Source organism: Sinorhizobium chiapasense, from assembly GCF_045277575.1.
GTDB lineage: Bacteria > Pseudomonadota > Alphaproteobacteria > Rhizobiales > Rhizobiaceae > Ensifer > Ensifer chiapasense_A.
Window position 1 is genome coordinate 176,370 of record NZ_CP144206.1, and the last position, 26,596, is coordinate 202,965.

The 26,596-nt window shown below is 62.6% G+C and carries 26 protein-coding genes and 2 pseudogenes; 10 read left to right on the forward strand and 18 right to left on the reverse strand.

What is annotated here, in order from left to right:
• Positions 1-12: 12 nt before the first annotated feature.
• Positions 13-1,848: an ABC transporter ATP-binding protein gene (locus QM996_RS19780; protein WP_334197773.1), complete on the reverse strand. Its 1,836-nt coding sequence runs from the start codon at positions 1,846-1,848 to the stop codon at positions 13-15.
• A 51-nt stretch (positions 1,849-1,899) separates the two neighbouring features.
• Positions 1,900-3,099: an aminotransferase class V-fold PLP-dependent enzyme gene (locus tag QM996_RS19785; protein ID WP_334197774.1), complete on the reverse strand. Its 1,200-nt coding sequence runs from the start codon at positions 3,097-3,099 to the stop codon at positions 1,900-1,902.
• Positions 3,100-3,313: 214 nt separating this feature from the next.
• On the opposite strand from QM996_RS19785, the gene QM996_RS19790 reads away from it, so the two are divergent.
• Positions 3,314-4,123 carry an IclR family transcriptional regulator gene (locus QM996_RS19790; protein ID WP_334198731.1) on the forward strand — a complete coding sequence of 270 codons (810 nt, stop codon included), beginning with the start codon at positions 3,314-3,316 and terminating at the stop codon, positions 4,121-4,123.
• A gap of 15 nt (positions 4,124-4,138) precedes the next feature.
• Here QM996_RS19790 and QM996_RS19795 read toward each other — a convergent pair whose 3' ends face one another.
• The 5 genes from QM996_RS19795 to QM996_RS19815 all read right to left on the reverse strand — a co-directional run bounded on the left by QM996_RS19795 (position 4,139) and on the right by QM996_RS19815 (position 9,344).
• Entirely contained in the window at positions 4,139-4,630 is a 492-nt protein-coding gene (locus tag QM996_RS19795) for a RidA family protein (protein ID WP_334198732.1), read from the reverse strand.
• A gap of 46 nt (positions 4,631-4,676) precedes the next feature.
• Positions 4,677-5,888 carry an amidohydrolase/deacetylase family metallohydrolase gene (locus QM996_RS19800; RefSeq protein ID WP_334197775.1) on the reverse strand — a complete coding sequence of 404 codons (1,212 nt, stop codon included), beginning with the start codon at positions 5,886-5,888 and terminating at the stop codon, positions 4,677-4,679.
• Between the two features lie 3 nt (positions 5,889-5,891).
• Positions 5,892-6,761 (reverse strand): ABC transporter permease, encoded by an 870-nt coding sequence (locus QM996_RS19805; RefSeq protein WP_334197776.1) that lies wholly within the window; start codon positions 6,759-6,761, stop codon positions 5,892-5,894.
• Positions 6,761-7,702, reverse strand: coding sequence for an ABC transporter permease (locus tag QM996_RS19810; RefSeq protein WP_334197777.1), 942 nt, complete (start codon positions 7,700-7,702; stop codon positions 6,761-6,763). The genes QM996_RS19805 and QM996_RS19810 overlap by 1 nt, the downstream gene beginning before the upstream one ends.
• Positions 7,703-7,814: 112 nt before the next feature.
• Positions 7,815-9,344, reverse strand: a complete 1,530-nt coding sequence (locus tag QM996_RS19815) for an ABC transporter substrate-binding protein (RefSeq protein ID WP_334197778.1) — start codon at positions 9,342-9,344, stop codon at positions 7,815-7,817.
• 259 nt (positions 9,345-9,603) lie between these two features.
• Between QM996_RS19815 and QM996_RS19820 the strand changes: the two genes are divergently transcribed.
• A complete protein-coding gene (locus QM996_RS19820) occupies positions 9,604-10,302 on the forward strand; it encodes an aspartate/glutamate racemase family protein (protein ID WP_334197779.1) in 699 nt (232 codons plus the stop codon).
• Positions 10,303-10,415: 113 nt separating this feature from the next.
• Here the strand turns inward: QM996_RS19820 and QM996_RS19825 are convergent, their stop codons facing one another.
• Both QM996_RS19825 and QM996_RS19830 read right to left on the reverse strand, forming a co-directional pair.
• On the reverse strand, positions 10,416-10,709 hold the full coding sequence (locus QM996_RS19825) for a hypothetical protein (protein ID WP_334197780.1): 294 nt from the start codon (positions 10,707-10,709) through the stop codon (positions 10,416-10,418).
• A gap of 214 nt (positions 10,710-10,923) precedes the next feature.
• Positions 10,924-11,870, reverse strand: a pseudogene (locus QM996_RS19830) (LysR substrate-binding domain-containing protein).
• Positions 11,871-12,015: 145 nt separating this feature from the next.
• Between QM996_RS19830 and ycaC the strand changes: the two are divergent.
• Positions 12,016-12,642, forward strand: coding sequence for an isochorismate family cysteine hydrolase YcaC (ycaC, locus tag QM996_RS19835; RefSeq protein ID WP_173518979.1), 627 nt, complete (start codon positions 12,016-12,018; stop codon positions 12,640-12,642).
• A 75-nt stretch (positions 12,643-12,717) separates the two neighbouring features.
• Here the strand turns inward: ycaC and QM996_RS19840 are convergent, their stop codons facing one another.
• Together QM996_RS19840 and QM996_RS19845 are read right to left on the reverse strand one after the other, a co-directional pair.
• Positions 12,718-13,896, reverse strand: a complete 1,179-nt coding sequence (locus QM996_RS19840; protein WP_334197781.1) for an MFS transporter — start codon at positions 13,894-13,896, stop codon at positions 12,718-12,720.
• A gap of 309 nt (positions 13,897-14,205) precedes the next feature.
• A complete protein-coding gene (locus QM996_RS19845) occupies positions 14,206-14,622 on the reverse strand; it encodes a DUF2000 domain-containing protein (RefSeq protein ID WP_334197782.1) in 417 nt (138 codons plus the stop codon).
• Between the two features lie 131 nt (positions 14,623-14,753).
• On the opposite strand from QM996_RS19845, the gene QM996_RS19850 reads away from it, so the two are divergent.
• On the forward strand, positions 14,754-15,239 hold the full coding sequence (locus QM996_RS19850; RefSeq protein WP_334197783.1) for an Lrp/AsnC family transcriptional regulator: 486 nt from the start codon (positions 14,754-14,756) through the stop codon (positions 15,237-15,239).
• 16 nt (positions 15,240-15,255) lie between these two features.
• On the opposite strand, the gene QM996_RS19855 is transcribed toward QM996_RS19850, so the two are convergent.
• On the reverse strand, positions 15,256-16,161 hold the full coding sequence (locus QM996_RS19855; RefSeq protein ID WP_334197784.1) for a LysR family transcriptional regulator: 906 nt from the start codon (positions 16,159-16,161) through the stop codon (positions 15,256-15,258).
• Between the two features lie 131 nt (positions 16,162-16,292).
• On the opposite strand from QM996_RS19855, the gene QM996_RS19860 reads away from it, so the two are divergent.
• The 4 genes and pseudogenes from QM996_RS19860 to QM996_RS19875 form a co-directional block, all read left to right on the forward strand.
• Complete coding sequence (locus tag QM996_RS19860) at positions 16,293-16,772, forward strand: carboxymuconolactone decarboxylase family protein (protein ID WP_334197785.1); 480 nt, start codon at positions 16,293-16,295, stop codon at positions 16,770-16,772.
• 57 nt (positions 16,773-16,829) lie between these two features.
• The gene (locus QM996_RS19865; RefSeq protein ID WP_334197786.1) at positions 16,830-17,582 is read left to right on the forward strand and encodes an SDR family oxidoreductase; all 753 of its coding nucleotides are present in this window, start codon (positions 16,830-16,832) and stop codon (positions 17,580-17,582) included.
• 50 nt (positions 17,583-17,632) lie between these two features.
• A complete protein-coding gene (locus QM996_RS19870; RefSeq protein ID WP_334197787.1) occupies positions 17,633-18,040 on the forward strand; it encodes a cupin domain-containing protein in 408 nt (135 codons plus the stop codon).
• A gap of 67 nt (positions 18,041-18,107) precedes the next feature.
• A pseudogene (locus QM996_RS19875) lies at positions 18,108-18,206 on the forward strand (mechanosensitive ion channel family protein); the annotation flags it as partial.
• 101 nt (positions 18,207-18,307) lie between these two features.
• On the opposite strand, the gene QM996_RS19880 reads toward QM996_RS19875, so the two are convergent.
• Positions 18,308-18,796 (reverse strand): RrF2 family transcriptional regulator, encoded by a 489-nt coding sequence (locus tag QM996_RS19880; RefSeq protein WP_334197788.1) that lies wholly within the window; start codon positions 18,794-18,796, stop codon positions 18,308-18,310.
• A gap of 139 nt (positions 18,797-18,935) precedes the next feature.
• On the reverse strand, positions 18,936-20,210 hold the full coding sequence (locus QM996_RS19885; protein WP_500270458.1) for a GGDEF domain-containing protein: 1,275 nt from the start codon (positions 20,208-20,210) through the stop codon (positions 18,936-18,938).
• 187 nt (positions 20,211-20,397) lie between these two features.
• Here QM996_RS19885 and QM996_RS19890 point away from each other — a divergent pair, with 187 nt between their 5' ends.
• On the forward strand, positions 20,398-20,964 hold the full coding sequence (locus tag QM996_RS19890) for a methylated-DNA--[protein]-cysteine S-methyltransferase (RefSeq protein WP_334197790.1): 567 nt from the start codon (positions 20,398-20,400) through the stop codon (positions 20,962-20,964).
• Positions 20,965-21,279: 315 nt separating this feature from the next.
• Positions 21,280-22,053, forward strand: a complete 774-nt coding sequence (locus QM996_RS19895; protein ID WP_334197791.1) for a LuxR C-terminal-related transcriptional regulator — start codon at positions 21,280-21,282, stop codon at positions 22,051-22,053.
• Here the strand turns inward: QM996_RS19895 and QM996_RS19900 are convergent.
• The 4 genes from QM996_RS19900 to QM996_RS19915 form a co-directional block, all read right to left on the reverse strand.
• Positions 22,022-22,291, reverse strand: coding sequence for a transposase (locus tag QM996_RS19900; RefSeq protein ID WP_334197792.1), 270 nt, complete (start codon positions 22,289-22,291; stop codon positions 22,022-22,024). The two genes, QM996_RS19895 and QM996_RS19900, sit on opposite strands and share 32 nt — an antisense overlap.
• A 96-nt stretch (positions 22,292-22,387) precedes the next feature.
• Positions 22,388-23,815 carry an HlyD family type I secretion periplasmic adaptor subunit gene (locus tag QM996_RS19905; protein WP_334197793.1) on the reverse strand — a complete coding sequence of 476 codons (1,428 nt, stop codon included), beginning with the start codon at positions 23,813-23,815 and terminating at the stop codon, positions 22,388-22,390.
• Between the two features lie 19 nt (positions 23,816-23,834).
• Entirely contained in the window at positions 23,835-25,550 is a 1,716-nt protein-coding gene (locus QM996_RS19910) for a type I secretion system permease/ATPase (RefSeq protein ID WP_334197794.1), read from the reverse strand.
• A gap of 188 nt (positions 25,551-25,738) precedes the next feature.
• Entirely contained in the window at positions 25,739-26,335 is a 597-nt protein-coding gene (locus QM996_RS19915; protein ID WP_334197795.1) for a PE-PGRS family protein, read from the reverse strand.
• Between the last annotated feature and the right edge of the window lie 261 nt (positions 26,336-26,596).

The following is a 26,596-nucleotide window of genomic DNA, read 5'->3' on the forward strand; positions in this document are numbered from 1 at the left end:
GACGCAGTCCATCTACACCTGGACGAAATGGTCCTCCCCGACCTGCCGGTAACGCCGTTCGGCCGGAACATAGTCGGGCGCGCGCAACGGGCTCTTGAGTTCGTCGCTTGCAATGCCGCGGCGGGCATGGCGGCGTGTCGGATCGGCAATCGGCACGGCGGCGATCAGCTTCTTCGTATAGGGGTGCTGCGGGTTCTCGAACACCTGCGCGCGTGAGCCGATCTCGACGATTTCGCCGAGATGCATGACCGCGACGCGGTGGCTGACGCGCTCGACCACGGCCATGTCGTGCGAGATGAAGAGGTAGGCAAGACCGAGGCTCGCCTGCAGATCGAGCAGCAGGTTGATGACCTGCGCCTTGATCGAAACGTCGAGTGCGGAGACGGATTCGTCGGCGACGATGACCTTCGGGTCGAGCGCAAGCGCCCGGGCGATGCAGACGCGCTGGCGTTGGCCGCCGGAGAATTCATGCGGGTAGCGCGTGGCCATGTCGGCCTGCAGCCCGACCCGTTCCAGAAGGTCGGCAGCCTTCTCGCGCGCCTGTTTGGCCGTGCCGAGCCTGTGCTCGAGATAGGGTTCGGCGATCGCGGCCCCCACCGTCATGCGCGGGTTGAGGCTGGCAAAGGGATCCTGGAAGATCATCTGCATGGTGCGCCGCATCTCGCGGAGCCGCTTGCGGTCCATTGCCAGCACGTCCTGGCCGTCGAGCATCACCGAGCCGCTTTCCGGTTCGATCAGGCGCATGATGGCGCGGCCGGTCGTTGACTTGCCGCAGCCGGATTCGCCGACGAGCGACAGCGTCTCGCCCGGCTGCAGGCTGAAGGAGACGTTCTCGATCGCGTGCACGCGCCCCTTGAGCTTGCCGAGAAGGCCGGCGTGGATGTCGAAGCGCTTGACGAGGTTCTTGACCTCGAGGATCGGCTGGTGGCCGGATTGAACCGTATCGGTCGCTTCGGCCGAGGCCGTCGGCAGCCCTGTCGCCGCGTCGATGACAGGAAAGCGCATCGGCTGGCTCTCACCCTTCATCGAGCCGAGCATCGGCACGGCCGAAAGCAGTGCGCGGGTATAGGGGTGTTTCGCCCGGAGGAAGATGTCCTCCGTGCGGCCGGTTTCGACGGCGTCGCCACGGAACATCACCACGGTACGATCGGCGATCTCGGCTACCACGCCCATGTCGTGGGTGATGAAGAGCACCGAGGTGCCTTCCTCCTCCTGCAGCACCTTGATGAGGTCGAGGATCTGGCCTTGGATCGTTACGTCGAGCGCCGTCGTCGGCTCGTCGGCGATCAGAAGTTTCGGGCGGCTGGCAAGCGCCATGGCGATCATCACGCGCTGGCGCATGCCGCCGGAGAAACGGTGCGGATATTCGTCGAACCGGGACGCAGCGGAAGGGATGCGGACCTTTTCGAGCAGGCGGATGGTTTCTGCCCGGGCGTCGGCCTTCGACATGGGCTTGTGGCACAGCAGCGCCTCGGAGATCTGGTCGCCGATGGTGAACAGCGGATTGAGGCTGGTCATCGGCTCCTGGAAGATCATCGCAACGTCGTTGCCGCGCACATTTCGCATCTTGCTCTCGGGCAGGTCGAGGATGTTGCGCCCGCCCATCATCACCCGTCCCTCGATGCGGCTCGTCTCCTTCGGCAGGAGCCGCATGATCGAGAGCGAGGTGACGCTCTTGCCCGATCCGGATTCGCCGACGATCGCGACGGTTTCGCCGGGGGAAACCTCAAAGGAGATGTCGCGCACAACCGGCTTCCAGGCGCCGTCGACCAGGAATGAAGTTGTCAGGTTCTCGACAGAGAGAACGGGTGCCGTCGAACGGTCCTGCTGAGCTTGGGTCTCGGTCATATCGGCTCCTCCGCCTGGTATTGTGCGTCTCGTCGCTTTCGGATGCTGCGATCAGTCGGGCCAGCGCAGAAGGCCGGCGAAGCGGCGGGCGTTGCGCTCGCTGAGCGAGGTGGCAATGATCTCGTTTGATGCTCTCGCCTTGTCGAGTTCTTCGGCAAGGCGGCTTGCGACGATCTTCTCCTGACCGGGATGCAGGTTGCAGGGGTCCAGGTAGAAGTAATTATGTTCGACCTCGTGGTCGCGCACGATGATCGGCGGCGCGCCGCGCGCGAGCGCATCGGCGAGATCCCAGGCGGTGGTGTGGGCCTCCTGCGGATCGATGGCGACGCGCAGACGGTCGAGCGGGTTGTTGGTCGGATCGGCCTCGATCACCGGCTTGATGCCGGGACGACCGCTCAGCGTCTCGTGCCAGAGGTTCAGGTAACCGGTTTCGCGTTCGCGGATGCCGGCATGGTCGCGCCTCTCCCAGGCTTCGAGTGCCGCCATCACGCCGAGCATGCTTTCCTTGCCGACCTTCATGCCGCGGCCGATGCCGAGGTTCTGCAGGAAGGTGTTGCGCACCAGGTCCTTTTTGCCGGCGACGATGCCCGAGGTCGGGCCGCCCAGGAACTTGTGGCCGGAATAGAGCACGATGTCGGCGCCCTGCTCGAGGAAGATGCGCAGGTCATATTCGGAGGCCGCGTCAACGATGACCGGGATGCCCTTCGAATGGCAGACCTCGGCAAATTCCCTGAGGCCCACGAGCCCGTACTGCACGACATGGTGCGAGACGACATAGATGGCGCAGGCCGTGCGCTCGTTGATCGCACCTTCGATATGATAGCGATAGGCCGAGGTCGCCTGGCCGACGAGCACCGGCTTGGCGCCGGCGATGCGGATGGCCTGGTCGACGGGGGCGCCGTAGCTCACCACGTGGCCCATCTGGATGATGACCTCGTTCTTGAGGCCGGTCGTTTCCGGCAGGCGCTCGATTGCGGCGAGATTGTTGCCGGTCATGGTGCCGGCGACGGCGAGGGTGATGCCCGCGGAGCAGGAAGCGGTTACAAAGCCGGCCTCGGCACCCGTGAGCCGTGCGATGACCGGGCTGACCTTGCGCTGCAGATCGTTGATCTCGACAAATTGCGGCAGTATGCCTGTCATTGCGGCAATTGCTTCCGGGACCACGATCGATGCGCCGAGGCTGGTCATCGTGCCGGAGACGTTGATAACGGGACGAAGTCCGAGGGCTTCGCGAATGTCACGGTCAGGCATAGTGGTCTCCATGTGATTTTCTGGCAGGCAATTTTCTGGTTGTCGAGGCGGCTAGACTATTCCGTTTTCGCGGAATATCTACCATAGTAATGAAGTATGCGTGAGGCGTTTCGCCGTACGGTCCAGCCGTCTTGAGCGGACCTGCATGGCTGCAGCCTCGCATTTCGCTGTTGATGTTAGGTCCAAGCCGCGCGGGAGTGGAGCAGTGGACAAGATGACGACCGGCGCCGAGCCGAACGACGACATTGAAACGACCGGCAAGCCGCGCCGTTCGCGCGTGAGCGGCATGGACCGCGCCTTGCAGGTTCTGGATTTCCTTTACGAGACGGGCGCGCCGAGCGGCGTCTACGCCATCGCCAAGGCGGTCGGTGCACCGCTGTCGACGGCTTACGTCATCGTCGACGACATGGTCGAAAAGAACCTGCTCAGCCGTGATGCCGATGGTCTCGTCTGGCTTGGCGACCGGCTCTATCACTATGGCCTGGCCTACGCCCGCTCGCTCGATTTCCTCGGCGTTGCCACCCGCGAGATGCACGACCTCGGCCGTGTGGTCTCCGAGACGATCCAGCTTTGCGGTCGCGACGGCGACTACATGCAGGTGCTCGCCATGGCCGACGGTCCCGGCCATTTCCAGGTGACGTCGCGTGTCGGCACGCGCGTGCCACTCAACTGGACGGCCTCCGGCCGGCTGCTCGTCGGCCATCTGCCGGCTGATGAACGGCTCGAGCTGTTCCGCCGTTGCGCCCGCACGTCGCCGACCGGCCGCGCCGATATCGATCCGGCGACCCTTTCCGCCCAGGCCGAAAGCACGCTGGCCGCGCGGCTGTCGATCCAGGCGGGTGAATCCGATTACGCGGTCGCCTGCGTTGCCGCGCCGATCCTCGACGACAAAGGCAATTGCGCTGCCACGATCTCGATCGTGCTGCCGGAGCAGAAGATCCTCGACGATCGGGCGTTTTACGCCGATCACGTCAGGGTTTCCGCCGAGCGGATCGAGAAGATGATGGGCTGGCGCAGCCATTGATCCGACCTCCCGTCGTCACTCGTGCAGAGCGACGATCGCCTCGATCTCGACGGTGATGTTGCCGGGTAGAGACCCGAAACCCACCGCCGAGCGCGCATGGCTGCCGGCCGCTCCAAAAACGTCGATCATCAGGTCCGAGCAGCCGTTGATGACGCGCGGATGCTCGGCAAAATCCGGCACGGCGTTGACCATGCCGAGGATCTTGACGATGCGCTTGACCCGCGCGAGATCGCCCAGAGCGTCGTGCATGACGGCAAGCAGGTTGATACCGGTCAGCCGCGCATGGTCATAGGCGCTGTCGATATCGACATCCGCACCCACCTTGCCCGCATGCAGATGTCCGTCGACCTCGCGCGGTCCTTGGCCCGAAAGGTAGAGGATGTTGCCCTCGCGCACATGCGTCACGAAGTTGGCGATCGGCGGCGGTGCCGGTGGCAGGTCGATGCCGAGGGCCTGAAGCCGGTGATAGGGTGAGGCAGCTTCGGAGCTGTCTTTCTTCTGATCCAGACTGTTCACGCGATGTCCTGTCGTTTCTGTATTCGATGGCCTTGGGTCAGCGGTAGCCGTAGCCATGGCTGTGGTCCGGGCAATCGACGCGCTGCGGCTGATAGCGGTTGGCCGTGACCACATCGGTGCCCATCACGGCGTAACGCGGTTCGAAGAGGCGATTGAGATGCGCCTCTGCGCCGAGTGAATCGAGGACCCGCAGTTCGGAGTCGACGAGGTCGAAGAGGGTGAATTCGGCGCGAGCGCCGACAGCGAGCAGATTGTCCATCGGCAAGCGGATCACCGAGGCTGGCGCGTGGGTTACGGCCTCGACCACTTTCTCGAAGGGCATGCCGACGCTGAGCAGTTTCGACATAGTGGTGCCGAGGTCCCAGACGGACTGGTTCATGCTGCGCAGATGCACGTCGGTGGAGATGGAGAAGGGCAGGAGCCCGCGGGCGATTGCGACTTCTGCGACGCGGAAGGAGAAGGAGGCGCCGCCGTGGCCGATGTCGAGGCGGATGCCTTCGCCGGCGCAGCGCTCGGCAAGTTCGAACAGGTCCTCGTCCTCGATGATGCTCGACCCTGTCTTGCCGTTGAAGCAATGGGTAACGATGTCACCGGGACCGAGGATCTCCAGAACCTCGTCATAGAGCGCCGGCGGCTCGCCGACATGGACCATCATCGGGACCTTCAGGATCTTGGCGATCTTCTTGCCGAGCTTCACCGGCGTCACGCCCCAGGAACCGGTGATGACGTGGCTGGCGCGGACTTTCAGCCCGACGATGTGCTCGTGGTTTTCCTGGTAGCAGGCAATGATGCGGTCGATGTCGATCGAGCGGATGTCGGAGAGTTCGCTGACGCGATTGCAGGCGACGAGACCGATCGAGCCGAGATTGAGGAACGCCTTGATGCGCTCGCGTGCCGGCTCGATGATGTATTCGCGAAAGCCGTGGAAATTGGCCTCGCCGGCCGAACCCGCATCGACGATGGTGGTGACCCCGCGCTCCATGCCGCAGAGCTGCGGGCGCACGGAGATGTCGGTGCCGCCATGCCAGACATGGGCGTGAAGGTCGATCCAGCCGGGGGAGATCCAGGCACCCCTGCCTTCAATGCGGCGCACGCCGGCGGAAACCTCGAGGTTCGGGCCCAGTGCCGCAACGCGGCCTTCGCCGTCGACGAGAATGTCGATCGTCTCAGTCGGCGCCGCCATGCCGAAGGCGACGGGCTTCACCTGGCTGATCAGCACGGGATCAGCGCTGGGAGTTGCGTTCGTCATGACTTACAGATCCTTTCTGAGGCGGGGGTCGAGCATGTCGCGCAGGCCGTCGCCGACCATCTGCAGCGACAGGACCGAAAGCACGATGGCGATGCCGGGGAAGAGCGTCACCCAATCGGCCTGGCCGATATATTGGCGACCCGAGGCGATCATCGTGCCCCAGGTCGGAATTTCCGGGCTGACGCCGACGCCGAGGAAAGAGAGACCGGCTTCGGCGAGCATGGCGTGGGCGAAGAGGAAGGTGCCTTGCACGAGCACCGGTGAAAGAAGATTGCGCAGCACGTGCCGCGTCATGATGTGCGGCGTCGAGATACCGAGCGCGCGTGCCGCCTCGACATAGGGCAACTCGCGGATCACCAGCGTCGAGGCGCGCACCACGCGGGCGAGCCTCGGCGCATAGACGATGCTGAGCGCGATGATGACCGTCGTCAGCGATGGCCCGAGGGCGGCGACAAGCGCGATTGCGAGGAGGATGTCCGGGAAGGCCATCATCGCGTCGATGACCCGGGCGATCGGCGTGTCGAGCTTCGGGAAGAAGCCGGCAAGCAGCCCGAGCACGACGCCGATCACGGTCGCAAGCGTGACGACGGCCGCGCCGACGAAGAGCGACAGCCGGCCTGCATAGATGGTGCGGGAGAAAACGTCGCGGCCGAATTCGTCGGTGCCGAAGAACCATTGCATGCCGGGTGGCGTCAGCCGGTTGACGATCGACAGCTTGCCGGGCGCATAGGGCGCAATCAACGGTGCGAAGGCGGCGAGCAGCACAAAGACGGTGAGGACGATCAGGCCGAGAGCAACCGTCTTGCGCTTCAGGAGCCGGCGGATGAACTTGCGGCCCTCGCTCTCGGAGGGGACGGATACGGTGATAGCCATCAGTAGCGCACCCTTGGATCAACGAGGAGATAGAGCATGTCGATCGCAAAATTGATCAGCACGTAAAGCGCGGCGATGACGAGCAGTGCGCCCTGGATCACCGGATAGTCGCGGCGAAGCACGGCGGAGACGACGAGGTTGCCCACACCCGGCAGGCCGAACACGGTCTCCGTGACGACCGCGCCGGAAATCAGCACCGCGGCGGTAAGGCCGATGATCGTCAGGATCGGGATGAGCGCGTTCTTGAGCGCGTGTTTCATCACCACCTTGCGTTCGCCGAGCCCCTTGGCCCGGGCGGTGCGGATGAAATCGTCGCCGAGCACGTCGAGCATCGAGGCGCGGGTAAAGCGCAGGATCAGTGCGGAGGAGACGACGCCGAGCGCAATCGCGGGCAAGGTCAGGTGATGCATGCGCTCAGTGAACGAGGAGCCGGGACCGCCATAGCCGGAGACCGGAAACCAGCCGAAGCGGACGGCGAGCACCTGGATCAGGATCAGGCCGAGCCAGAAGCTCGGTATGCTCGCCGCCAGCATTGCGAGCGTCGTTGCCGCCTGGTCGACGAGGGAACCGCGCTTATAGGCGGCATAGATGCCGATCGGCAGCGCGATGGCGCAGGCGATCACGATCGAGAACAATGTCAGGAAGAAGGTCGGTTCGGCCCGTTCGGCAAGGGCCGAGGTGACCGGCTGATTGAGGAAGATCGACTGGCCGAGATCGCCCCGCAGCAATTGCCCGATATAGTAGACATATTGCAGCCCGAGCGACTGATCGAGGCCAAGCCGGGTGCGCAATGCCGCGATATCTTCCTGGGTTGCTTCCGGACCGAGCATCACCGCAGCCGGGTCGCCCGGGGTCACGCGGACGATAACGAAGACGATCGTGACGACGAGCGCCATGACGACGATCATGCCCATCAGCCGCTGGAGAATGTAGCGTAACATGGTGGCCTCGAAACTTTCCTGTGCGCGTCAACCGCCGAAGCGGATGAAGACCGGTGCGTCCTTTCGGCGGGCGATGATCGTGTGCCCGCCGAAATCCCTGGGAGGTGGGAGCTTACTTCTTGATCGAAGCGTTCCAGAAGTATGGCCACGGCGCCGGCGAGACGCCTTCCAGTGTCTTCGACTTCGCCGAGAGCGCGTTGAAGTCGCCGATCTTGATGAACGGAACTTCCTCGTAGATCACCTTCTGCACGTCAGCCCAAAGAGCCACACGCTTGGCCGGATCGGATTCGGCGTTGAAGGCATCGACCGCCTTGGCACGCGCCGGGGTATCCCAGTTGCCGGGTGCCTTGGTCGACATCATGCCGATCAGCGCCGGTTCCGGCAGGAAGGGGCTGTGGGTGATGTAGATGTCCCAGAGCGTCGGGTCGGCGCGGCGCTGCGTGAGCGTTGCCCAGTCGACCACCTGCAGATCGACCGTGAAGCCGGCAAGCTTCAGATACTCGGCCGCGACCTGGGCCATCTTGTAGTGGAACTCGTACTGGCGGCTGGTCAGGATACGCAGCGGCTCACCCTTGTAGCCGGCGGCTTTCAACAGTTCGCCAGCCTTCTCCGGATCGGCGATGTTGTAGGCGCCTTCGGTGCCTGCATCGGTCCGCCAGGCGTATTGCGACGGGTAGAGGGCCGCGTCGAGCGCATAGAAGTCGGTGCTGCCGAAGGCGGCGGCCATCATGTCTTCCATGCTGAGCGAGGCGCGGATCGCCTTGCGCAGCTCGAGATTCTTGGTCATGCCGTTGCCGGAGTTCAGCACGAAGACCGGCCAGCCGAAGGGCTGCAGCATGACAGGGTCGGAGGCGCCCGAACCCTTCACGCGCTCGAAGGATTCAACCGGCAGCGAGTCGACATAGTCATACTGGCCGGAAACGGCAGCCTCGACGCGGGTGTTCGGGTCCGGAACAGGCACGAAACGGATTTCGTCGGCATACTGATGGCGGGCGCCGCCATAACCGTTGGCCTCACCTTCTGGCGACTTGTAGGTGTCAAAGCGGGTGAGCTGGATATACTGGTCCGCCTTGCGCTCCTTGAGCTGATAGGGGCCGGTGCCGACGAAATCGGTCATCGGTTCGGCCTGCTTCTCCGACGGAAGCACGATCGCTGCGGAGTTGTTGAAGGCCAGCAGCGAGACGAGCGGCGCGTAAGGGGTGTTGAGCGAGATCTTCACCGTCAGCGGGTCGACCGCCTCGATACCGGCGATCGTCGTTGCCGTCTGTTTGCCGCGCGAGGCAACCTTGGTCCAGCGCGCGAGCGAGGCGACAACGTCCTTGCTGTCGAGGTCGGTGCCGTCATGGAACTTGACGCCGGAGCGCAGCTTGATCGTGTAGGTCTTGCCGTCGGCGCTGATCTCCGGCAGCGCGCTGGCCAGAAGCGGCGTCGGCTTCCAGTCCTTGTCGAAGGTGTAGAGCGTCTCGAAGATGTGCTGCGAGACGATGCCGACGAGATCGGCGGTCGAGGCCATCGGATCGAGCGTCGGCGGTTCGCCGACCGTCGCGACATTGATGACGCCACCCTTTTCCTGCGCAAAGGCGAAGGATGCCGATGCAATGAGCGCCGTTCCGACAAGCAAGGCAAGTTTAGTCGATTTCATGATTGCTCCACCTCTTATTCCATAGTTATGCTATGACGTTCTTTATTTTGGAATATAAAAGAACACAAAGTCGGAAATGTCAACCGGAGGCCGTCGTGTCACGGGCATTGTCGAACGCCAGGCTTGATGGAGGCGGGCAGGGCCGGCTCGGTTTCGGGCGAGGAAATGCCTGTCTCATCAGGGAAATCCCGCGCGCAGGAGCTTTCGCTATCGCCTGCGATTTGTTAGCCCGAAGATCGTTGGAAAGAGGAGACGCCAGGTGAAGGTCATTGGGCTAATCGGCGGGATGAGCTGGGAGAGCTCCGCCCAGTATTACCGCATCATCAACGAAACGGTCCGCGACCGGCTCGGCGGCGTGCATTCGGCAAAGTCGCTGATGTGGTCGATGGATTTCGGTGAAATCGAGCGGCTTCAGCACGATGGAAATTGGCCGGCGCTGACGGCGGAAATGATCGCGGCCGCCCGCCGACTGGAAGCAGGCGGCGCCGATTTCCTGATGATATGCACCAACACCATGCACAAGATGGCCGCCGACGTTTCGGCAGCCGTCTCCATCCCGCTGCTTCATATTGCCGACCCGACCGCCGAGAAGATCAGGGCGGCAGGCCTCGGCAAGGTTGGCCTGCTCGGCACCGCCTTCACCATGGAGCAGGATTTCTACAAGGGCCGCCTGAAAGACGCGTTCGGGCTGGATGTGCTGGTGCCGGAGGCGGAAGACCGCGCCAAGGTGCACGAGATTATCTATCGCGAACTCGTCGCCGGCATCGTCAAGGACAGCTCGCGCGACGCCTATCGCGCCATCATCGCGCGGCTTGTCGCTGCGGGCGCGGAAGCGATCATCATGGGCTGCACGGAGATCATGCTTCTGATTTCGCAGGTAGACAGCCCAGTCCCGGTCTTCGATACCACCGAGATCCACGCGCTCGCTGCGGTGGATCTCGCCCTCGAAGGCGCTTGAGTGGCTGAGATACCATCGGCTGCTGCCGGGTCGGGCAGGGGATGCTGGCGGAGGGGCGCAGGCCGCGCGATGCTTTGACGGCCGGCGGAACCGCCGGCCGTAGTCTCAAGCCTTTAGTGCAAGGTGAACGCTCGGGGCTCGCCCGGAAACAGGCTGAGCAACGCGATGCCCTGCTGCAGCAGAAGTTCGGCTGCCGGCAAGTCGCCAGCGATCAGATCGTCGGCACAACTGGTGATGATGTTGGCGAGGCTGATCGAATTCTCTGCGAACCGATCATCGCCGATCTCGTAGGCCTTTTCGGCCGTCGCCTCGAGTGCGTCTGCGACGAGCGCCATCATGTCCGAACGCTCGTGAAGCGTCATCTTGTCCAGTGTCTTGGCGTCAAGCGTCTTGGCAGATGTCTGCATGATTACCTTCCCTGTTGTTCAAGCCGGAATTGGCCGCGCCGGCCGAGGGCCGGGGGGAAAAGTCTACGACTGTGATGGAATGCTGAAGGGAGCCGGCGTCGAACGCGGCTTCCTCATTAAGATCGTGAATAGCGGCGCGGGATGCAAGGAATGGCTACTATGCGCCCCGCGCATGGGTCGGCGACCCGCGGCAGAGAGTTGCCTTTGAGGCGCTTCAGCCGCCCATATGGGTGGTCTTCGTCGGCCATGCCAGGCTCTCGTCGATCGTCAGGCGGTCGGCAGCGCATTCCAGGGCGAGGAAGTCGATGAAGGTGCGAACCGACGGCAAAAGCCCGCGTCGTGAGGGAAAGACGGCGTGCACGATGCCTGACGCCGGCCGCCATTGCGGCAGCACCGGCACCAGGGTTCCGGCCACCAGGTCCTTCCAGATCATCATCGTCGGCAATTGCACGATGCCGGCGCCGTCGAGCGCGGCTTCGCGCAGCGCCGCCATATCGTCGGTCAGGAAGCGTGGCTCGTGCCGGACGACCGCCTGCTCGCCTGCGGCACTTTCCAGCCGCCATTCATAGCTATGGGTGGCGGATGTCCAGGCGAGGCTCGCGAGCCCCGTCAGTTGTTCCGGTGCCTGGATCGGTTCCTTCAGGAATCCCGGTTTGGTGACGAGATATTGCGAGCTGTCGTCGAGCTTTCGCATGACGAGCTCGCTTCTTTCCAGCGGCGGAAACCGCACCCGGATCGAGACGTCGAAGCCCTCGGCGATCACGTCCACGCGGCGGTTGGTGCTTTCGAGCTGCAGGCTGATTTTCGGATGGGCGGTCATGAACCGGGCGAAGAGCCGGCCGAATTGGAAGGAGATCAGCGCCGTCGGGCAGCTCACCCGGATGGTGCCCTGCGTTCTCCCTGGTGCTGCGCGATGAAGGCGTCGGCCGCTTCGGCCTCGATCAACACGGCGACGCAGCGCTGATAGTATTCGCGGCCGACATCGGTGACGAAGAACCGGCGCGGCGAGCGCTGGATCAGCCGGACACCGAGCCGGTCCTCCAGCATCGCGATCCGTCGGCTCAGTCGGGACTTTTGTGTTCCGGTCGCCCGTGCCGCTGCCGCAAAGCCGCCATGCTCCACGACTTGCACGAAATAATAGAGGTCGTTTAGGTCTTGCATCGTTCTACAAATAGAACGCTGCGTCGAAACTCACAATCTTTTTGCATAGTTCGTCCTGCAGTAGCCTAAAGTCAATCACAGCGGATCAGGCAGCGACGAACGCACCGCCGGCGGTGATGAAACCAAGCGAAGGAAAGGACTTCCGATGACCAAGCCCTACGTACGTCTCAACAAGGATGATGTTGCCGTCCTGCTCGTCGACCATCAGACCGGTCTTCTGTCGTTGGTGCGCGACTTCGATCCGGACAAGTTCAAGAACAATGTCCTGGCGCTCGGCGATCTCGCCAAATATTTCAAGCTGCCGACGGTTCTCACCACCAGCTTCGAAGACGGCCCGAACGGCCCGCTGGTGCCGGAACTGAAGGAACTGTTTCCCGACGCGCCTTTCATTCCCCGTCCGGGTCAGATCAATGCCTGGGACAACGCGGATTTCGTCAAGGCGGTGAAGGCCACCGGCAAGAAGCAGCTGCTGATCGCCGGCGTGGTGACCGAGGTCTGTGTGGCGTTTCCGGCGCTTTCAGCGATCGAAGAAGGCTTCGAGGTCTTCGTGGTCACTGACGCCTCCGGCACGTTCAACGAGGTGACCCGCGATTCCGCCTGGTCGCGCATGACGGCCGCCGGCGTTCAACTGATGACCTGGTTCGGCGTTGCCTGCGAACTGCACCGCGACTGGCGCAACGACATTGAGGGTCTCGGTACGCTCTTTTCCAACCACATCCCCGACTACCGCAACCTCATCACCAGTTACAACACCATGGCGGCGCGCAAGTAAGCACGCCTGCCGCTGACGGCGAAAGCCCCGGTCGATTTCGGCCGGGGATTTTCGCATCGCATATCGCGGCGGCCGTTACGCGCGGCTGGCGGCCTGTCGAGCATCCTGCGTGGTTACGCGGGCGGCGGGCTTTAACCGGCCGGTCAAAAGCAGGCTGACGGCGAGGAAGGGCACGAGCACGCCAAGGCCGAAGCGCATGTCGCTGTGTTCGGCGACGAGGCCGATCAGCGGTGGTCCGAGCAGGAAGCCCAGAAGCGCGATAAACGACAGGATGGCGACGCTGGCGGCGGCCGGCCGGTCCTTCTGGTCGGCCGCAGCGGTGACGGCGAGCGGGAAGCCGACCGAAACGCCGAAGCCCATGGCGGCAAAACCGGCAAGTGCGACCCAGGCGGCGGGGCTCATGACCACCAGAACCAGCCCGGTAACGCTGGCGATGCCGCAGGCACGCGCGACGGCAACCGGTCCATAGCTCGCCTTCAGCCGGTCGCCGGCGAAGCGGCCGGCTGCCACCATGAAGGCGAAGATCGAATAACCGAAGCCGGCGCTGGCGCCGGAAAGCCCGTAGACGTCGCGAAGAAAGACGGCCGACCAGTCCGCCACGGCGCCTTCGGTCATGGTGATGCCGACGACGAAGAAGCAGACGCCAAGCAGTGCAAGGCTAGGCAACCGTCGCCTGGATGGCGTCGCCTCTGCAACCGCGGCCTCGCCGGTCTGGAGGCGCGGCAGCTGGCTGGCAAAGGCGACGCTGATCGGCAGCATGAGCGCGGCCGTCAGCGGCACGGCCCATTCCGGCGCGACGCGGAGCGCGGCGAAGCCGACACCGATCAGGCTCCCGGTCATGATGCCGAGGCTCCAGAACCCGTGGCAGGTGCTCATGATCAACTGCCCGGAGTGCTTTTCGATCGCGTCGGCCTCGACGTTGAGGCCGAGCTCGAGCGTTGCCAGCGCCACGCCGACGATGGCGAGTGTCACGAAGAGTCCTTCGATGCTTGACGCCCATGTCGGCAGCCAGACAAGTGCCAGAAAGACCACGAAACCGTAGAGGATGGTGGCGCGGCCGCCGATCCAGGCGACGAAACGCCCGGCGAAGGGCAGGGTAAGCAGGATGCCCACCGGCATGCCGAGGAGCGCAACGGCGAGCTCTGCCGGTCCGAGACCAAGCCGCTGCTGTACATCGGGAATGCGCGGCAGCCAGGCGCCGAAGGCAATCGGCTGAAGGAAGAAGATCAGCATGATGAGCCGTTGATTGGTCATGCGCATTGTTCCCCAATAGATGTCGGTATCGCACGCTCCGGCCTCGGCAGCGGCGGCGCCGTCGAGCCGATGCGGTTATGAAGCAATTCTGATATTCTGAAAATCGTTTTCAGAGCTTGTCGTGCACGACAGATGCCGTCAAGCTTGGAAAGAGCCTTTCTGGCGGAGAGGCAGCAATTCCGGAGCGAATGGCGGGAGGTGTTGCGAATGTGTCGCTACTTTCCCGTGTGATGTTGCGCTGATATGAAAAAAATATACATGGGCATGGGCGGCGTCCCTGCGAACGGGCGCCGCTCACTTCGGTGCGCATCACCTGAGCAGCTTCAGGGATCCCGTCAGCGATTTCACCCATTTGGCGGTGCCTGCGAGGCCAATGCCGTCGATCACTTCCTCAGCAAGGTCTCGTTTCGGGAACTGGGCTTCATAATCCGCAAAGATGTGCAGCGAGCGCGCGAAGGCCGGAAACGGCACAACGATCCGATCCTCCTGTTTCGCCAGCGCCTTTAGAAGCAGCGCGCCGATCGTGCGACTGTCGGCCTGCAGAACCGGAACGGGGCGGTTGGAACTGATATCGATCGTATTCTGCCTGCTGTCCGTCAGTCTCTGGTTGCCAAGGTGGGGCATCGCCGATCCGATGCCGATGGAAATCGCCGCGATGGTGTTGGCGAGGTGGCCCGGTGACAGCTCCGGATTGACGACGATGGCGAGGCGGATGTCCTGAAGCACGGCGGTCTATTCCTTTTGTGATTCTCGATCGGGAGAATAAACCGAGCTTCAAGGTAGGTTCTTTCGGATGTTGCGGAAAGTGGTTCGGATGGGGTAGATTCTACCCAAGCTAATGGCCTTCGAGGTAGAATATGCCTACGACTTTAACCCCTGCCGACGTGAAGATATTGACCGCCCTGCAAAATGACGGGCGCCTGAGCAACCAGGCGCTTTCGGAGGAAGTCGGCATGTCGACCTCGCCGTGCTGGCGGCGCGTGCGCCAGCTTGAGGATGATGGTGTCATTCAGGGCTACATGGCCGTCTTGAACAGGAGGGAAATCGGCTTGGGGGTGCTTGCCTTCATCCGGGTGAAGATCGACAGCCACACGGAGGCGGAAGCCGATGCCTTTGCCGACGAAGTGATGAAGCTCGACAGCGTCGTCGCCTGCTACAGCATTGCCGGCGATGCGGACTTCCTTCTCCAGGTCGTTTCATCCGACCTCGATTCCTACTCGGACTTCGCCATGAAGGTCGTGCGGCGACTGCCCTGCATCAAGGAAATGCAGACGACCTTCGTTCTGAAGGAGATCAAGGCCTTCAACGGTCTCCCTTTGCGCGCGACGACCGGCCACCGCTGAGCGAAGCGTTTCGTGGTTAGGAGGCGGACGCCATCAAGGGGTCCTCCCGGACGACCTGCACGAGGAAGTCGAGAACCGTCCGCACCCTCAGCGGCATGTTCCGGCGTGACGGATAGACGACGCTGATCGGCAGGCGTGCCGGAGGAAAGTCCGGCATGACGTTCACCAGCCTGCCGGCTTCGATGTCAGGGCAGGCCAGGATATGTGAAAGAACCGCAAGTCCGCCCCCTGCCAATACCGCCCGGTGCACGGCCACCGCGTTGTTGGCGACGAGACGCGGCGCGATGCGCACGAAGATGTCGTCGGATCCATCGGAAAAGGCCCAGGAGCGCCCGTCTCCGCCGCGGCTATAACAGATACATTCGTGGTCGCCGATCTCATCCGGCGTTTTCGGTGCGCTTCTTCCGTCGAGATAAGCGGGTGCTGCGACGAGAAAGGCGGTCGTCCAGCCGATGCGACGGCACATCAGGCTGCTGTCTGACACAGGGCCGAGGCGCACTTCGAGATCGATGCCTTCGCCGACGAGATCAGACGGTTCTTCGCGGAAGATCAATTCGACCGACAGGCCCGGATGCCCCCCAAGGAAGGCAGCGAGACGGTCGCTGACATAGAGGCCGAGTGGTGCAGGCAGTGTGAGCCGTACGCGTCCGGACACCATGGCGGTCTCGGCGCAGGACGCCTCGTTGAGTGCGTCCACCGCCTCGACCACTCTCAGCGCCATCGGAATCATATGTTCACCCTCGGCGGTGAGCGCCAGCGCGCTCGTCGTTCGATGCAGAAGGCGCGTGTTCAGGTGCTCTTCCAGCGCCGATACCTGCCGCGACACGGCCGGCTGTGTCAGGTTGAGGTCGAGCGCTGCTGCGGAGAACGAGCCCGTTTCCGCCACCCGCAGGAAGGCTCTCAGCGCAGAGACAATGTCCATTCAGGTCCCCAAACGTTTCGGCATAAGCCTTATGCGCCGAATGTATGCCCAATGCGCTTTACTGTCCAGAGATTAAGGATATCTTGTGTCCATAAGGATATTTATTGTCCTTAATAACGGAGCAAAAAGCCATGACACAGCGCCTGAACTACGCACAGCATTCCCCCGAGTTCGTGAAGAAGCTCTCCGACCTCAGCTTCAGCCTGAAGGACAGCGTTATCGAGCAGAAGATCCGCGACCTCGTGAACATCCGGGCCTCGCAGATCAACGGCTGCGCCTTCTGTCTCGACATGCATGTGAAGGAAGCGAAGATCCACGGCGAGAGCGAATTGCGCCTCTACCACGTCGCGATCTGGCGTGAATCGAATCTCTTCATCCCGCGCGAACGCGCAGCGCTGGCCTGGACCGAGGCGGTGACGAAATTGCCCGAAGGTGGCATTCCGGACGAACTTTACGAGCGTGTACGCGGCCAGCTTTCGGAGAAGGAAATCTCTGACCTGACGTTCGCAATCTCGGTCATCAATGCGTGGAACCGTGTCAGCGTTGCCTTCAAGAACGTACCCGGTTCGGCCGACAAACTCTATGGTCTCGACAAGGCCGGACTGAACTAACCCCTGTTCCAGAGTGATCGAGCAACGCGGCATGCGCCGCAGCGATTGGAGGGTTCCATGAAAATCGTCATCATCGGCGGGACGGGCCTCATCGGCTCCAAGACGGTCGAGCGCCTGCGAAAGCAGGGCCATGAGGTGGTCGCCGCCTCCCCGAATACCGGCGTGAACACGATCACGGGCGAAGGGCTCGCTGAGGCGCTTGCCGGTTGCGACGTCGTCGTCGATCTCGCCAATTCACCCTCTTTCGAGGACGAGGCGGTGCTCACGTTCTTCGAGACCTCCGGCCGCAACCTGCTTGCGGCCGAAAAGGCGGCGGGCGTCAAACATCATGTCGCGCTTTCGGTCGTCGGCACCGAGCGGTTGCAGGAAAGCGGTTATTTCCGCGGCAAGCTCGCCCAGGAGAAGCTGATCAAGGCTGGCGGCATCCCCTATACGATCGTGCACTCGACCCAGTTCATGGAGTTCCTGGGCGGCATCGCCCAGGCGGGAACGGTCGGCGACACGGTGCATATGTCCCCCGCCTACGTGCAGCCGATCGCCTCGGATGATGTTGCCGATGCCATGGCCGAGATCGCCCTTGCCACCCCTGCCAACGGCACGATTGAAATTGCCGGCCCGGAGCGCTCGCACCTCAGCGATCTCGTCGCCCGCTATCTCGAGGCCAGCGGCGACAGCCGCAAGGTCGAGCCGGACCGCGGAGCGCGCTATTTCGGTGCACTTCTGGAGGACGGTTCGCTCGTCTCCGACAACAACCCTCGGCTCGGCCGCATCACCTTCGAGCAATGGTTCGCCACCTCCGCTCGCAAGTGAAAACACCGTGTGCTTGGCGCACACCACCAGACCCCGAAAGGATTTCCGACATGATCAAGTCACTCGTTTCCGCTGTTGCGGTCGCGGCCGCATTGTTTGGATCAGCCGCTGCCGGCGACGCTTCCAAGGTCACGCTCGTCTACGAGCACGAACTGCCAAACGTCCCGGGCAAGAGCATCAAGGGTGTTCTGGTGGAATATGGGCCGGGCGGTTCCTCGGAAGCGCATACCCATCCGAGCACGGCCTTCATCTACGCAACGGTCCTCGAAGGTACGATCCGAAGCAAGGTCAATGACGGCCCGGTCAAGGAGTACAAGGCTGGTGAGAGTTTCTCCGAGATGCCCGGCGATCGTCATGGCGTCAGTGAAAACGGCAGCAAGACCGAACCGGCCAAGCTGCTCGCAGTCTTCGTGGTCGATACTGCCGAGAAGGAACTGACCTATCCAATGACGAAGTAACGCAAGGAGGGCCGGGTGCCGATCGCGCAGCCGGCCCTTCGTTCGGGCGCAACCTTTGGAGCCGATCATGTTCGCCGACAATCTGCCATTGCCGCTCGTTCTGATCAATCTTCTCGGGGTTGCCGGCATTGTCGTCTGGCACCTAAAGGGCCGTAACCGCCCCACGCGCGCGTCCACGGCCAATGCCGCCAAGACGGCCTTTCGCTCGCATTGCCGCCGCAGGCATATTTCTATGCCCCGCCTGCCGAGACAACCACCGGACTCCGTTCAGCCGGCGCGCTCTAGCACCCAGCCGAATGTACGCTTCATGAGGTCTGCGGGAATTTCCTTCGACAGGGTTTCGATCAGGTCGGACAAGCGCACATTGCGCAGTTTCTCCCGCCAGGCTTCGTCCGCTTCCCACATGATGCGCGCCACGGCGCATGGCGTGCTTTCGCAATAACCAGGTGCGCGACAGGGATTGTTGGACCTGATGTTGGTGCAGACGAAGGTTCGCCCCTTGCCTTCGACCGCTTCGACAATATCGAGAAAGGTCAATTCGGCCGGCGCTTTTGCCAGCCGGTATCCGCCCGACGGACCGAGGGTGGTGTGGACAAGGCCGGCTTGCGAGAGGCTCTGCAGCGCCTTCGACAGATATTCCTTGGGAAGCCCGTGGAATTCGGCAAGCGCCTTCGTCGAGAGGTAGCGGCCCTCAGGCAGGCCCGCGAGGATAGCGCAGCAATGCAACGCCCATTCGACTTGGCTCTTAAGGATCATGTGTTCTAACGATCATGCATTCGTTCGGCCGATGCCATCTGCACCTATTAAGGATAACAAATATCCCTATTTCCCCGCCGTGTAAACAGCGCTGCAACTTGCGGTGCAGGGAGCCCATTGCGGTGCGCGATGTCCCGGCTCAGGAAGCACTCGGCTGTCGCGGTGCGACCCCGCTTCGGGATGGCCTCAACGACAGCAGCGTCGCCGCGGATCCGTCGATGCCGGCAGGCCCGGCGGCGAACTGCGGCGCGCCGGATCCGTCCATCGACCAAACGGCATTTCGGCCGGCCGTTTTCGCCGCATAGAGAGCGGCGTCGGCGGCCGAGATGAGTGCATGCGAATCCGCATGGTCATCGGCGAAGGCGATACCGATGCTGACGGTCGCCGACAGCACGCCCTTGGTTGTGCCGAGCCGGCGCTCTTCGAGCGAGCTGCGAATACCGTCGGCGATGGCGATCGCAGCCGGACGGTCCACATGGGGCAGGCAGGCGGCGAATTCCTCTCCGCCGATCCGTGCGATGAAAGCGTCATCGGGCACGGCCTTGGAGACGATATCGGCAAATTCGATCAGCACCTGGTCGCCGGCCGCATGCCCAAAACGATCGTTGATGGCCTTGAAGTGATCAATGTCGAGATAGAGCAGCGCCCCTTTCACCGCGCCCGTGGCGAGTTGGGCGTCAAGCTGCCTGAGGAAGGCGCGACGGTTCGGTACACCCGTCAACGCGTCGGTTTCGGAGGCGAGCTTATAGCGTTGCTGTGTTCGTTCCTTTACGAGCGCGAAGAAGGCAAACCCGCCGGCAAGGCTGTGAAGAAACAGCTCGAAGGTCAGAAGTTGATACCAGAGCGGCTGTGCCGTTCCCGCCGCCGTGTTGCCGGCGAGCGGCCACAAGGCGATCAGCGGAATGCGGGCAAGATAGAGCACGCCATGCGTGGCGAAAACGAAGGCGACGATATAGGAGCTCGGCAGTCTGCGGAAGTTGTCGGAGCGGAAGATCTCAAGCGCGATCAATGCCGAATAGGCGAAGATCAGGATCGAGTAGAGAACGATCCTGCTCGTGACGCTTTCGCGGAAGAAATCGGAGAAGTAGGTCACTGCGATCCAGAGGATCGGTCCGAAAAGTGCGGAGGCGATCTTCAGCGACTGATTGTCGAAAGCGCGCAGACCGAGCCAGATCATCGCCAGCGCCAGCACGGCGAGCGCATTGCCGAGCGAGATGGTGATGAAATTGTAGCCGTCGCCGCGCAACGTCAGCAGGACGAAACCGATCGCGCCGACGGAGAAGGCCGAGGACCACAGAAGCAGTTCGAGGCTTTTGCGTTCCTGCCGCCAGGCAAGGCCGAAGAAAACGGCGAAGATCACCAGCGTCGCGAACGAACTGAGCATGATCGTCGGGGTATGCAGGATGTCCACCATCGTCTCCTGATGTTCGGCCGGAACCTTGCCCGACAACCGTAAAGCTTTCGCAAATGGCTGCGTTCGCGACGATGCGCCTGATTTCGAGCAACCACGCAGTCAAGCGGCGGGCCTGATGGCAGGAAACGGGTTGAATTCTTGCCTCTCAGGCACGATTTTGGTGGGGAGACACAGGGAGGCCGTACCGATGGACCAGGCAGGACATCGCTATTTCATCTTCGAAACTGCCGCCGGGTTTTGCGGCATCGCCTGGAACGACGTGGGCATCACGCGCTTCCAACTACCGACCCGTACGGCAGAGGCAACCGAGCGGCTGCTGTTGCGGCGTCTGCCGGCCGCCGAGGCTTCCGAACCGATCTCCGAAATCCGGGAAGCCGTGGAAGCCGTCCAACGCTACTTCGACGGTAAGGAAGTCGACTTCACCGGGTTTACGGTCGATCTGGAAGGGCAGGACGAGCTCTTCCGGCGCATCTATGCCGCGACCCGCGCGCTGCGCTGGGGACAGACGACCACCTACGGTGCGCTGGCAAAGGAGCTGGGTGCCGGGCCGGAGGCGGCGCGTGATGTCGGTCAGGCCATGGCCAGGAATCCGGTATCCTTGATCATCCCTTGTCACCGGGTGCTTGCCGCCGGCGGCAAGATTGGCGGCTTCTCGGCGCCCGGCGGTTCCACCACCAAGACCCGCATGCTCGAGCTGGAAGGCGTCCATTTGGGTCAGCCGGCCGAATTGACGCAACAGTCCTTCGGGTTCTGAAGACGTCGACGACCGCCAGACGGATCCGGCGCTTAAAGTCGCTTTTGCTGAATTGAATGGGACGCCGTGCGCGTGTGTTGTGGGAACGAGCGTGAACTGATGGTTGCGCCCTGCCGCCCTCTTTCCGAGAGGTTCTCAGGCATGCTGCTCAACATATGTTACAAGCTTCATCAGTATTTCAAGAAATACATAGTGTTTTCAAAGTGTTGCTGAAGCTGCCCGATCGGATTAATTCCGATTTTCTCATGACAGACTATCAGAACGGAAATATTTTAGCGTCACAATCTTGTCGCAAACGAATCCTGGGGGTGACGCATGTCCATCAGTTCAGGAACGCCGTGCCGCAAGGACCGTACGCCGACGGGGATCGTGATAGAACGTCAGACGCTGGTGCGCAGCGTCATCGTCGCCATTCTCGAGTGCGAACTCTCCGGTTGGAACTTTATCGATATGGTTTCGACCGACTGCCTTGACCAGGCGCTCGGCTACGACGTGCGTTTAATTGTGCTGGACTTGAGCGCTCGAGGCGACGTCGGGTACAGCTTGCATGACGCGCTTGCGAAAATTCGCAAGTGCTTTCCGGACGTACCAGTTGCGGTGCTCTCGGACACGGACGACAAGGCGACTGCCGCCGACGTTCTCAAGCTTGGCGTTCGCGGCTTCTTCACGACATCCTTGCGGATCGAGTTGGCGCTTGCAGGCTTGCGGCTGATCCTTGCCGGTGGCGTCTTCTGTCCAGACCCGCTTGCCGCGCTCACCGATTGTGCCGCTGCCGCTCGCCAAAGCGAAAGGGTGCCGATCAGCGCCTACCGAAGCGAGTTTGCGCTCGCCGACTTCACGCCCCGCGAGGCGGACGTCCTTGCCGAACTGCGCTGCGGGTCTTCGAACAAGGTGATCGCCGGAAAGCTCAATCTGTCCGACCACACGGTGAAGATGCATCTGCAGCACATCATGCGCAAATTGCAGGTGCAGAACCGAACCGAGGTCGTCGCCTTGCTGGCCGACCGGGCAACCGCCGGAGACGGTCATGCCGCCGCCACCAACGGCAGCAGCGTCGTCAACGTGATGTCTTTTCGAGCATCTCGCTGAGGGTGGCCGCCGTCAGCATGGCTTCGGCCAGCAGCCTCTTGAGCTTCTGATTCTCCACTTCGAGCGCCTTTATGCGGTCCGCATCGAAGTTGGGGCCCCTGCTTTGCAGCGATTGCCACCGATAGAAAGTCGGCGGGCTGATGCCATGCCGGTGGCAGACATCGGCGACGGTTGCACCGTGCTGATGCTCCTTCAGGATCTCCAGGACTTCGTCGTCATTGAACTTGCGTTTGCCCATCGCGGCTGTCCTTCGGGGGACCGAGTGGCACATGTGATCGCGAGGGCAAAAGACAGAGCCCATGGGATAGGCCACGGCGTACCCGCGCGGCATATCTCAGTTCTCGCGAAATGCGGTGTTGAAACTGTCAATCAACGGACGCAGCGCATAAAGCGCCACGCTGCTCGTACCGGTCTCTATCATGGCCCGCACCGGCATGCCCGGTACCATCTCCACGCCCGGCATCCGACCCAGCCGCTCATCGGTAACGCGGATCGTTGCGGCGTAGTAGGTGTGCCCGGTTTGCCGGTCGACCAGGTGATCGGCGGACACATAGGAGACCGTGCCCTTCAATAGCGGAACCCGCCTCTGGTTGTACGGAATGAGATGAACCTGAGCCTCGAGCCCGGCATGGACCTGGGCGATGTCTTCCGGTTTCACCCGCGCTGCCACGACCAGTGCGCCGGCGTCCGGCACGAGGTCGGCCAGCGGCTCTCCGGCACCGATGACGCCGCCTGTGGTGTGGACGCGCAGGTCCATGATCACTCCGTCGTCGGGCGCCCGGATCTCCGTTCTCGCCAATTGATCATCGATGGTGTTCAGGCGTTCGCGTAGCTGCGCCAGTTGGTTTTCCGTGTCGCGCAGCGTGAGCGCGACCTCATTCAACCGGTCGCTACGCAGCTTGACGATGTAGGACTGCGACTCGCTGATGACCTGGTGGGCACGGGATATGCGTGCGGAGACTTCGCCGATCTGGCCGCCGATGTCAGCCTTTTCCCGCGCCAGGACGAGGGCCCGGCTCCTTCGTTCTAGGCCTTTCTCGGTCAGCATCGAGACGGTTTCAAGCTCCTGGTGCGATATGGCGTTTCTTTCGACCAGGGATGCCTTCTGGGCGCTCAGGCCGGCGATTTCCTCCAGCACCTCCTTGATCTTCTGCTGCGTGATCACGATTTCCGACTGCATCACCTGGCGCCGCGCATCGAAGATGTTCTGCTGCCCGTCGAGGATGTCGCGAATCACGCGGTAGTTGCCGGCCTGCTCCACGAGATCGGGCGGAAACGCTAGGTGGTCCGAACCGTCCTGTTCGGCGGTCAGCCGCGCCTGCCGCGCCTCGGCATCCCAGAGTTGGCCGCGAAGGCTGTCCCGTTCCGAGCGGGGTTTCGTGTCGTCAAGCTTGATCAGCACCTGACCGGCAGATACCGCGTCGCCGTTGCGGACCAGGATCCGCCTGACGATCCCGCCTTCGAGATGCTGGATGGTCTTGCGGTTCGCTTCGGTCTCGACGACGCCGGACGCGATCGCCGCGCTGCTGAGCGGTGCAAGAACCGACCAGATGCCGAGGCCCACGACGAAGACGCCGACCAGCAGATTTCCCGTCCAGGCGACATGCCGCAGTCTCGACATCGGTGAAGCGTCGGCAAGTGTCAGCGGAAGGCTGGTGGCGACGGCGGTGGAGGGTTGGGGCCTGGCTATCTCCTTGCTGTCTGAGACGTAGCCATCGATTTCAGGTCCGCGTCGGGTCAGGTCGGATTTGATGAGCTCCATCGTTTTCGTGCCTCCCTGCTCACGTGCCTGCTCGCGCTGGTGGCTGCAGATAGGTATCGAAGACCCAGTCGCTGTCGCCGAAGGCTTCGATCGTGCCGTTGCGCATGATCGCGATCTTGTTGGTCACGGGGAGAATGCCCATGCGGTGCGTGATGATGACGATCATCATTCCCATGGTGCGCATGCGAGCGATTGCTGCAAACAATCGGCGTTCGCCGTCATAGTCCAAGCTGGAATTGGGATCGTCGAGGACGACGAGCGCGGGATTGCCGTAGACCGCGCGCGCCAATCCGAGCTGCTGGCGCTGGGCCCGAAGCAGGGTCGCGCCGCCGTCGCCGATATCCGTCTCATAGCCCTGTGGCAGTTGCATGATCACATCGTGCAGCCCGACAAGTTTTGCCGCTTCGATGACCTTGTTGACGTCGCCGCCGTCGAGCCGGCCGACGACGTCCTTCACCGCGCCGCCGAAGAGTTCGATGTCCTGCGGCAGGTAACCGATGTGACGCATGCCGCCTCCGAGCCGGAGGGTGGAGATATCGACGCCGCCGAGCAGGGCGTTGCCAAAGGTCGTCGGCTGCACGCCCGCGATGATGCGGCCAAGGGTAGACTTTCCGGAGCCGGAGGGACCGATCAGCGCAAGGCAGTCGCCCGGCATCAGCCGCAAGGTGACGGAATTCAATATCTGGCGGTTGCCCGAGGGAAGGGTGTAGCCAACGCGCTCGAGCACAAGGCCGCCCGCTTCGGGCATCGGTATCGTGCGCACACTGTCCTGCGCGGCGATCGAAATCAGCATCGTGTTGATGCGATTGAATGCAGCATAGGCGAAGGCAACGGCGCGCCACGCGCCGATCGCGCCCTCGACCGGTGCAAGCCCGCGACCGAGAAGCAGGCTGGAGACGAAGATGATGCCGGGGTTTCCGTTTTCCTCCAGGACGAGCCAGGCAGCCGACCCCATCATCAGGATCTGCGCCAGCATGCGCACGGATTTCGAGAGCCCGAGAATGGTCTCGGTGCGCTTCATCGCATCGTCCTGCGCTTGCCGCGCGGTCTCGGCGTCGCGGTAGACCAGTTGCGCGGCGCCGTTCTGCATGTTCATCGCACGGATGACCTGGATGTAGCGCAGTGCGGTCGCGAAGCGCATGTGACTGCGGGAGAGTGCCAGATTCGCTTTCGCCAGCGGTTGGCGGGTCGAGAATTCCGTCACGATGGCAAGCAGCAGCAAGGTCAGCGCGGTGACGAGGCCGATGGTTCCGAGCAGCGGGTGGACGAGGAATAGAAGCAGCAGGAAGATCGGCGCCCAGGGAACGTCGAAAAGCAGCGAACTGGCCGGGGCGTCGAGGAACTGGCGCAGGGTCGACAGGTCGCGGTAGCAGTCGTTGGCGAGGCCCGTTTCGGTGCGGGCGCCGTATTCGAAACATGCCGTCAGCACGACCGGCCGCAAGCGGTGGTCCAGCCAACTGCCGATCCGCGACAATGCTGCGCGCCGCACGATATCCAGGATCGAGCCGACCAATACCGCCGCCGCGATGATGAGTGTCAGCATGAGCAACGTGTCGGCGCTGCGGCTCGACAGGACGCGATCGTAGATCTGCAGCAGGTAGATGGAAGGAGCGAGCAGGAACAGATTATAGGCGCAGCTATAAAGGAAGACCAGCAGGAACGCCCCGGTGCAGGCCCTGAGAGCGATGACGAGATGGGTCGGAGGAAGGTGCGCTCCTGTCGGATTCGTTGTCATTATCAGATCTCGATACTGACACGGCGGCTCGGTTCCCGCAGGATTCCCTGGACCGAAACCGATCTCAGGACAAAATCCCGCAGCGGTTCAACGTGCTACGGCACCTTGCGTCCGAACGGAGGCGCGGTGCCGCAGGAAAGGCGAATAGGAGGATCGCCGGCCGTGGCCGGCGATCCTTGTCGAGCGACTCAGATACCGATGTCGCTGATGTTGCCTAAGGTGTTGTCGAAATTGTCGAGAACATTCGAGACCGCCGTGGTGTTGGTCGTCGTGGTGGTTTCCGAGATCGGGTTCGAATGAACCAGAGCGGCGGAAATGTCGCCACCGAGGGCCGCATTGCCGTTGCCGCCGGCACCGCCCATGCCTGCAATGATCGTTCCATGTTGGTCGGCAACGAGTGTATTGGTCTGGGTGGCGGTGGTGTCCGCCCCCATGCCCACGACGTTGCCGCCACTCGAATTGGTCTGGTCGCCACTCGAGGTCGGGTTCCCGCCTGCACCGCCGGCGCCGCTATTGGTGAGGGCTGCAAGGGTGGCGATCGGCGTCTGAACGAGGCCGCCGCCATTGGCGTCGCCGGTTCCCCAGGCAGCACCCTGCCCAACAGTGTCGCCATTGACGACCGTGGGGTCTGCGCCATCGACGGTCTGTGTGCTGGCGAGAGTGGCGACTGGATTGTAGAAGATATCGCCGCTGTTGGTGCCGTCGCCACCGTTACCTGCATTCGCGTCGCCCGCAGTGGGATTGGTCAGGTTAATCGTGTCTGATGTCGCAAAAGTAATAGGCATAGCGTCTCTCCTCTACTCGTTGCCCCGTAGTCTTGGACGGTTCAATGCCACAGCACACCGCCACGGGCGGGGGTCAGCGCAAATCATGGTGCGCGCGATCATCGAGGCGAACCAGCCGGACATTCGGAGACGTTCCTTTGGGTAGGGTCTGCAGTGCGGCGGGCCTTTGCCGGCGCGAACTGGTCCGGGGCTCGTTTCGATAGATGTTGATCGTGAGCAATGACCGGGGCGCTCCCCGGCGTTTAGCCCGGTCGCCGATCC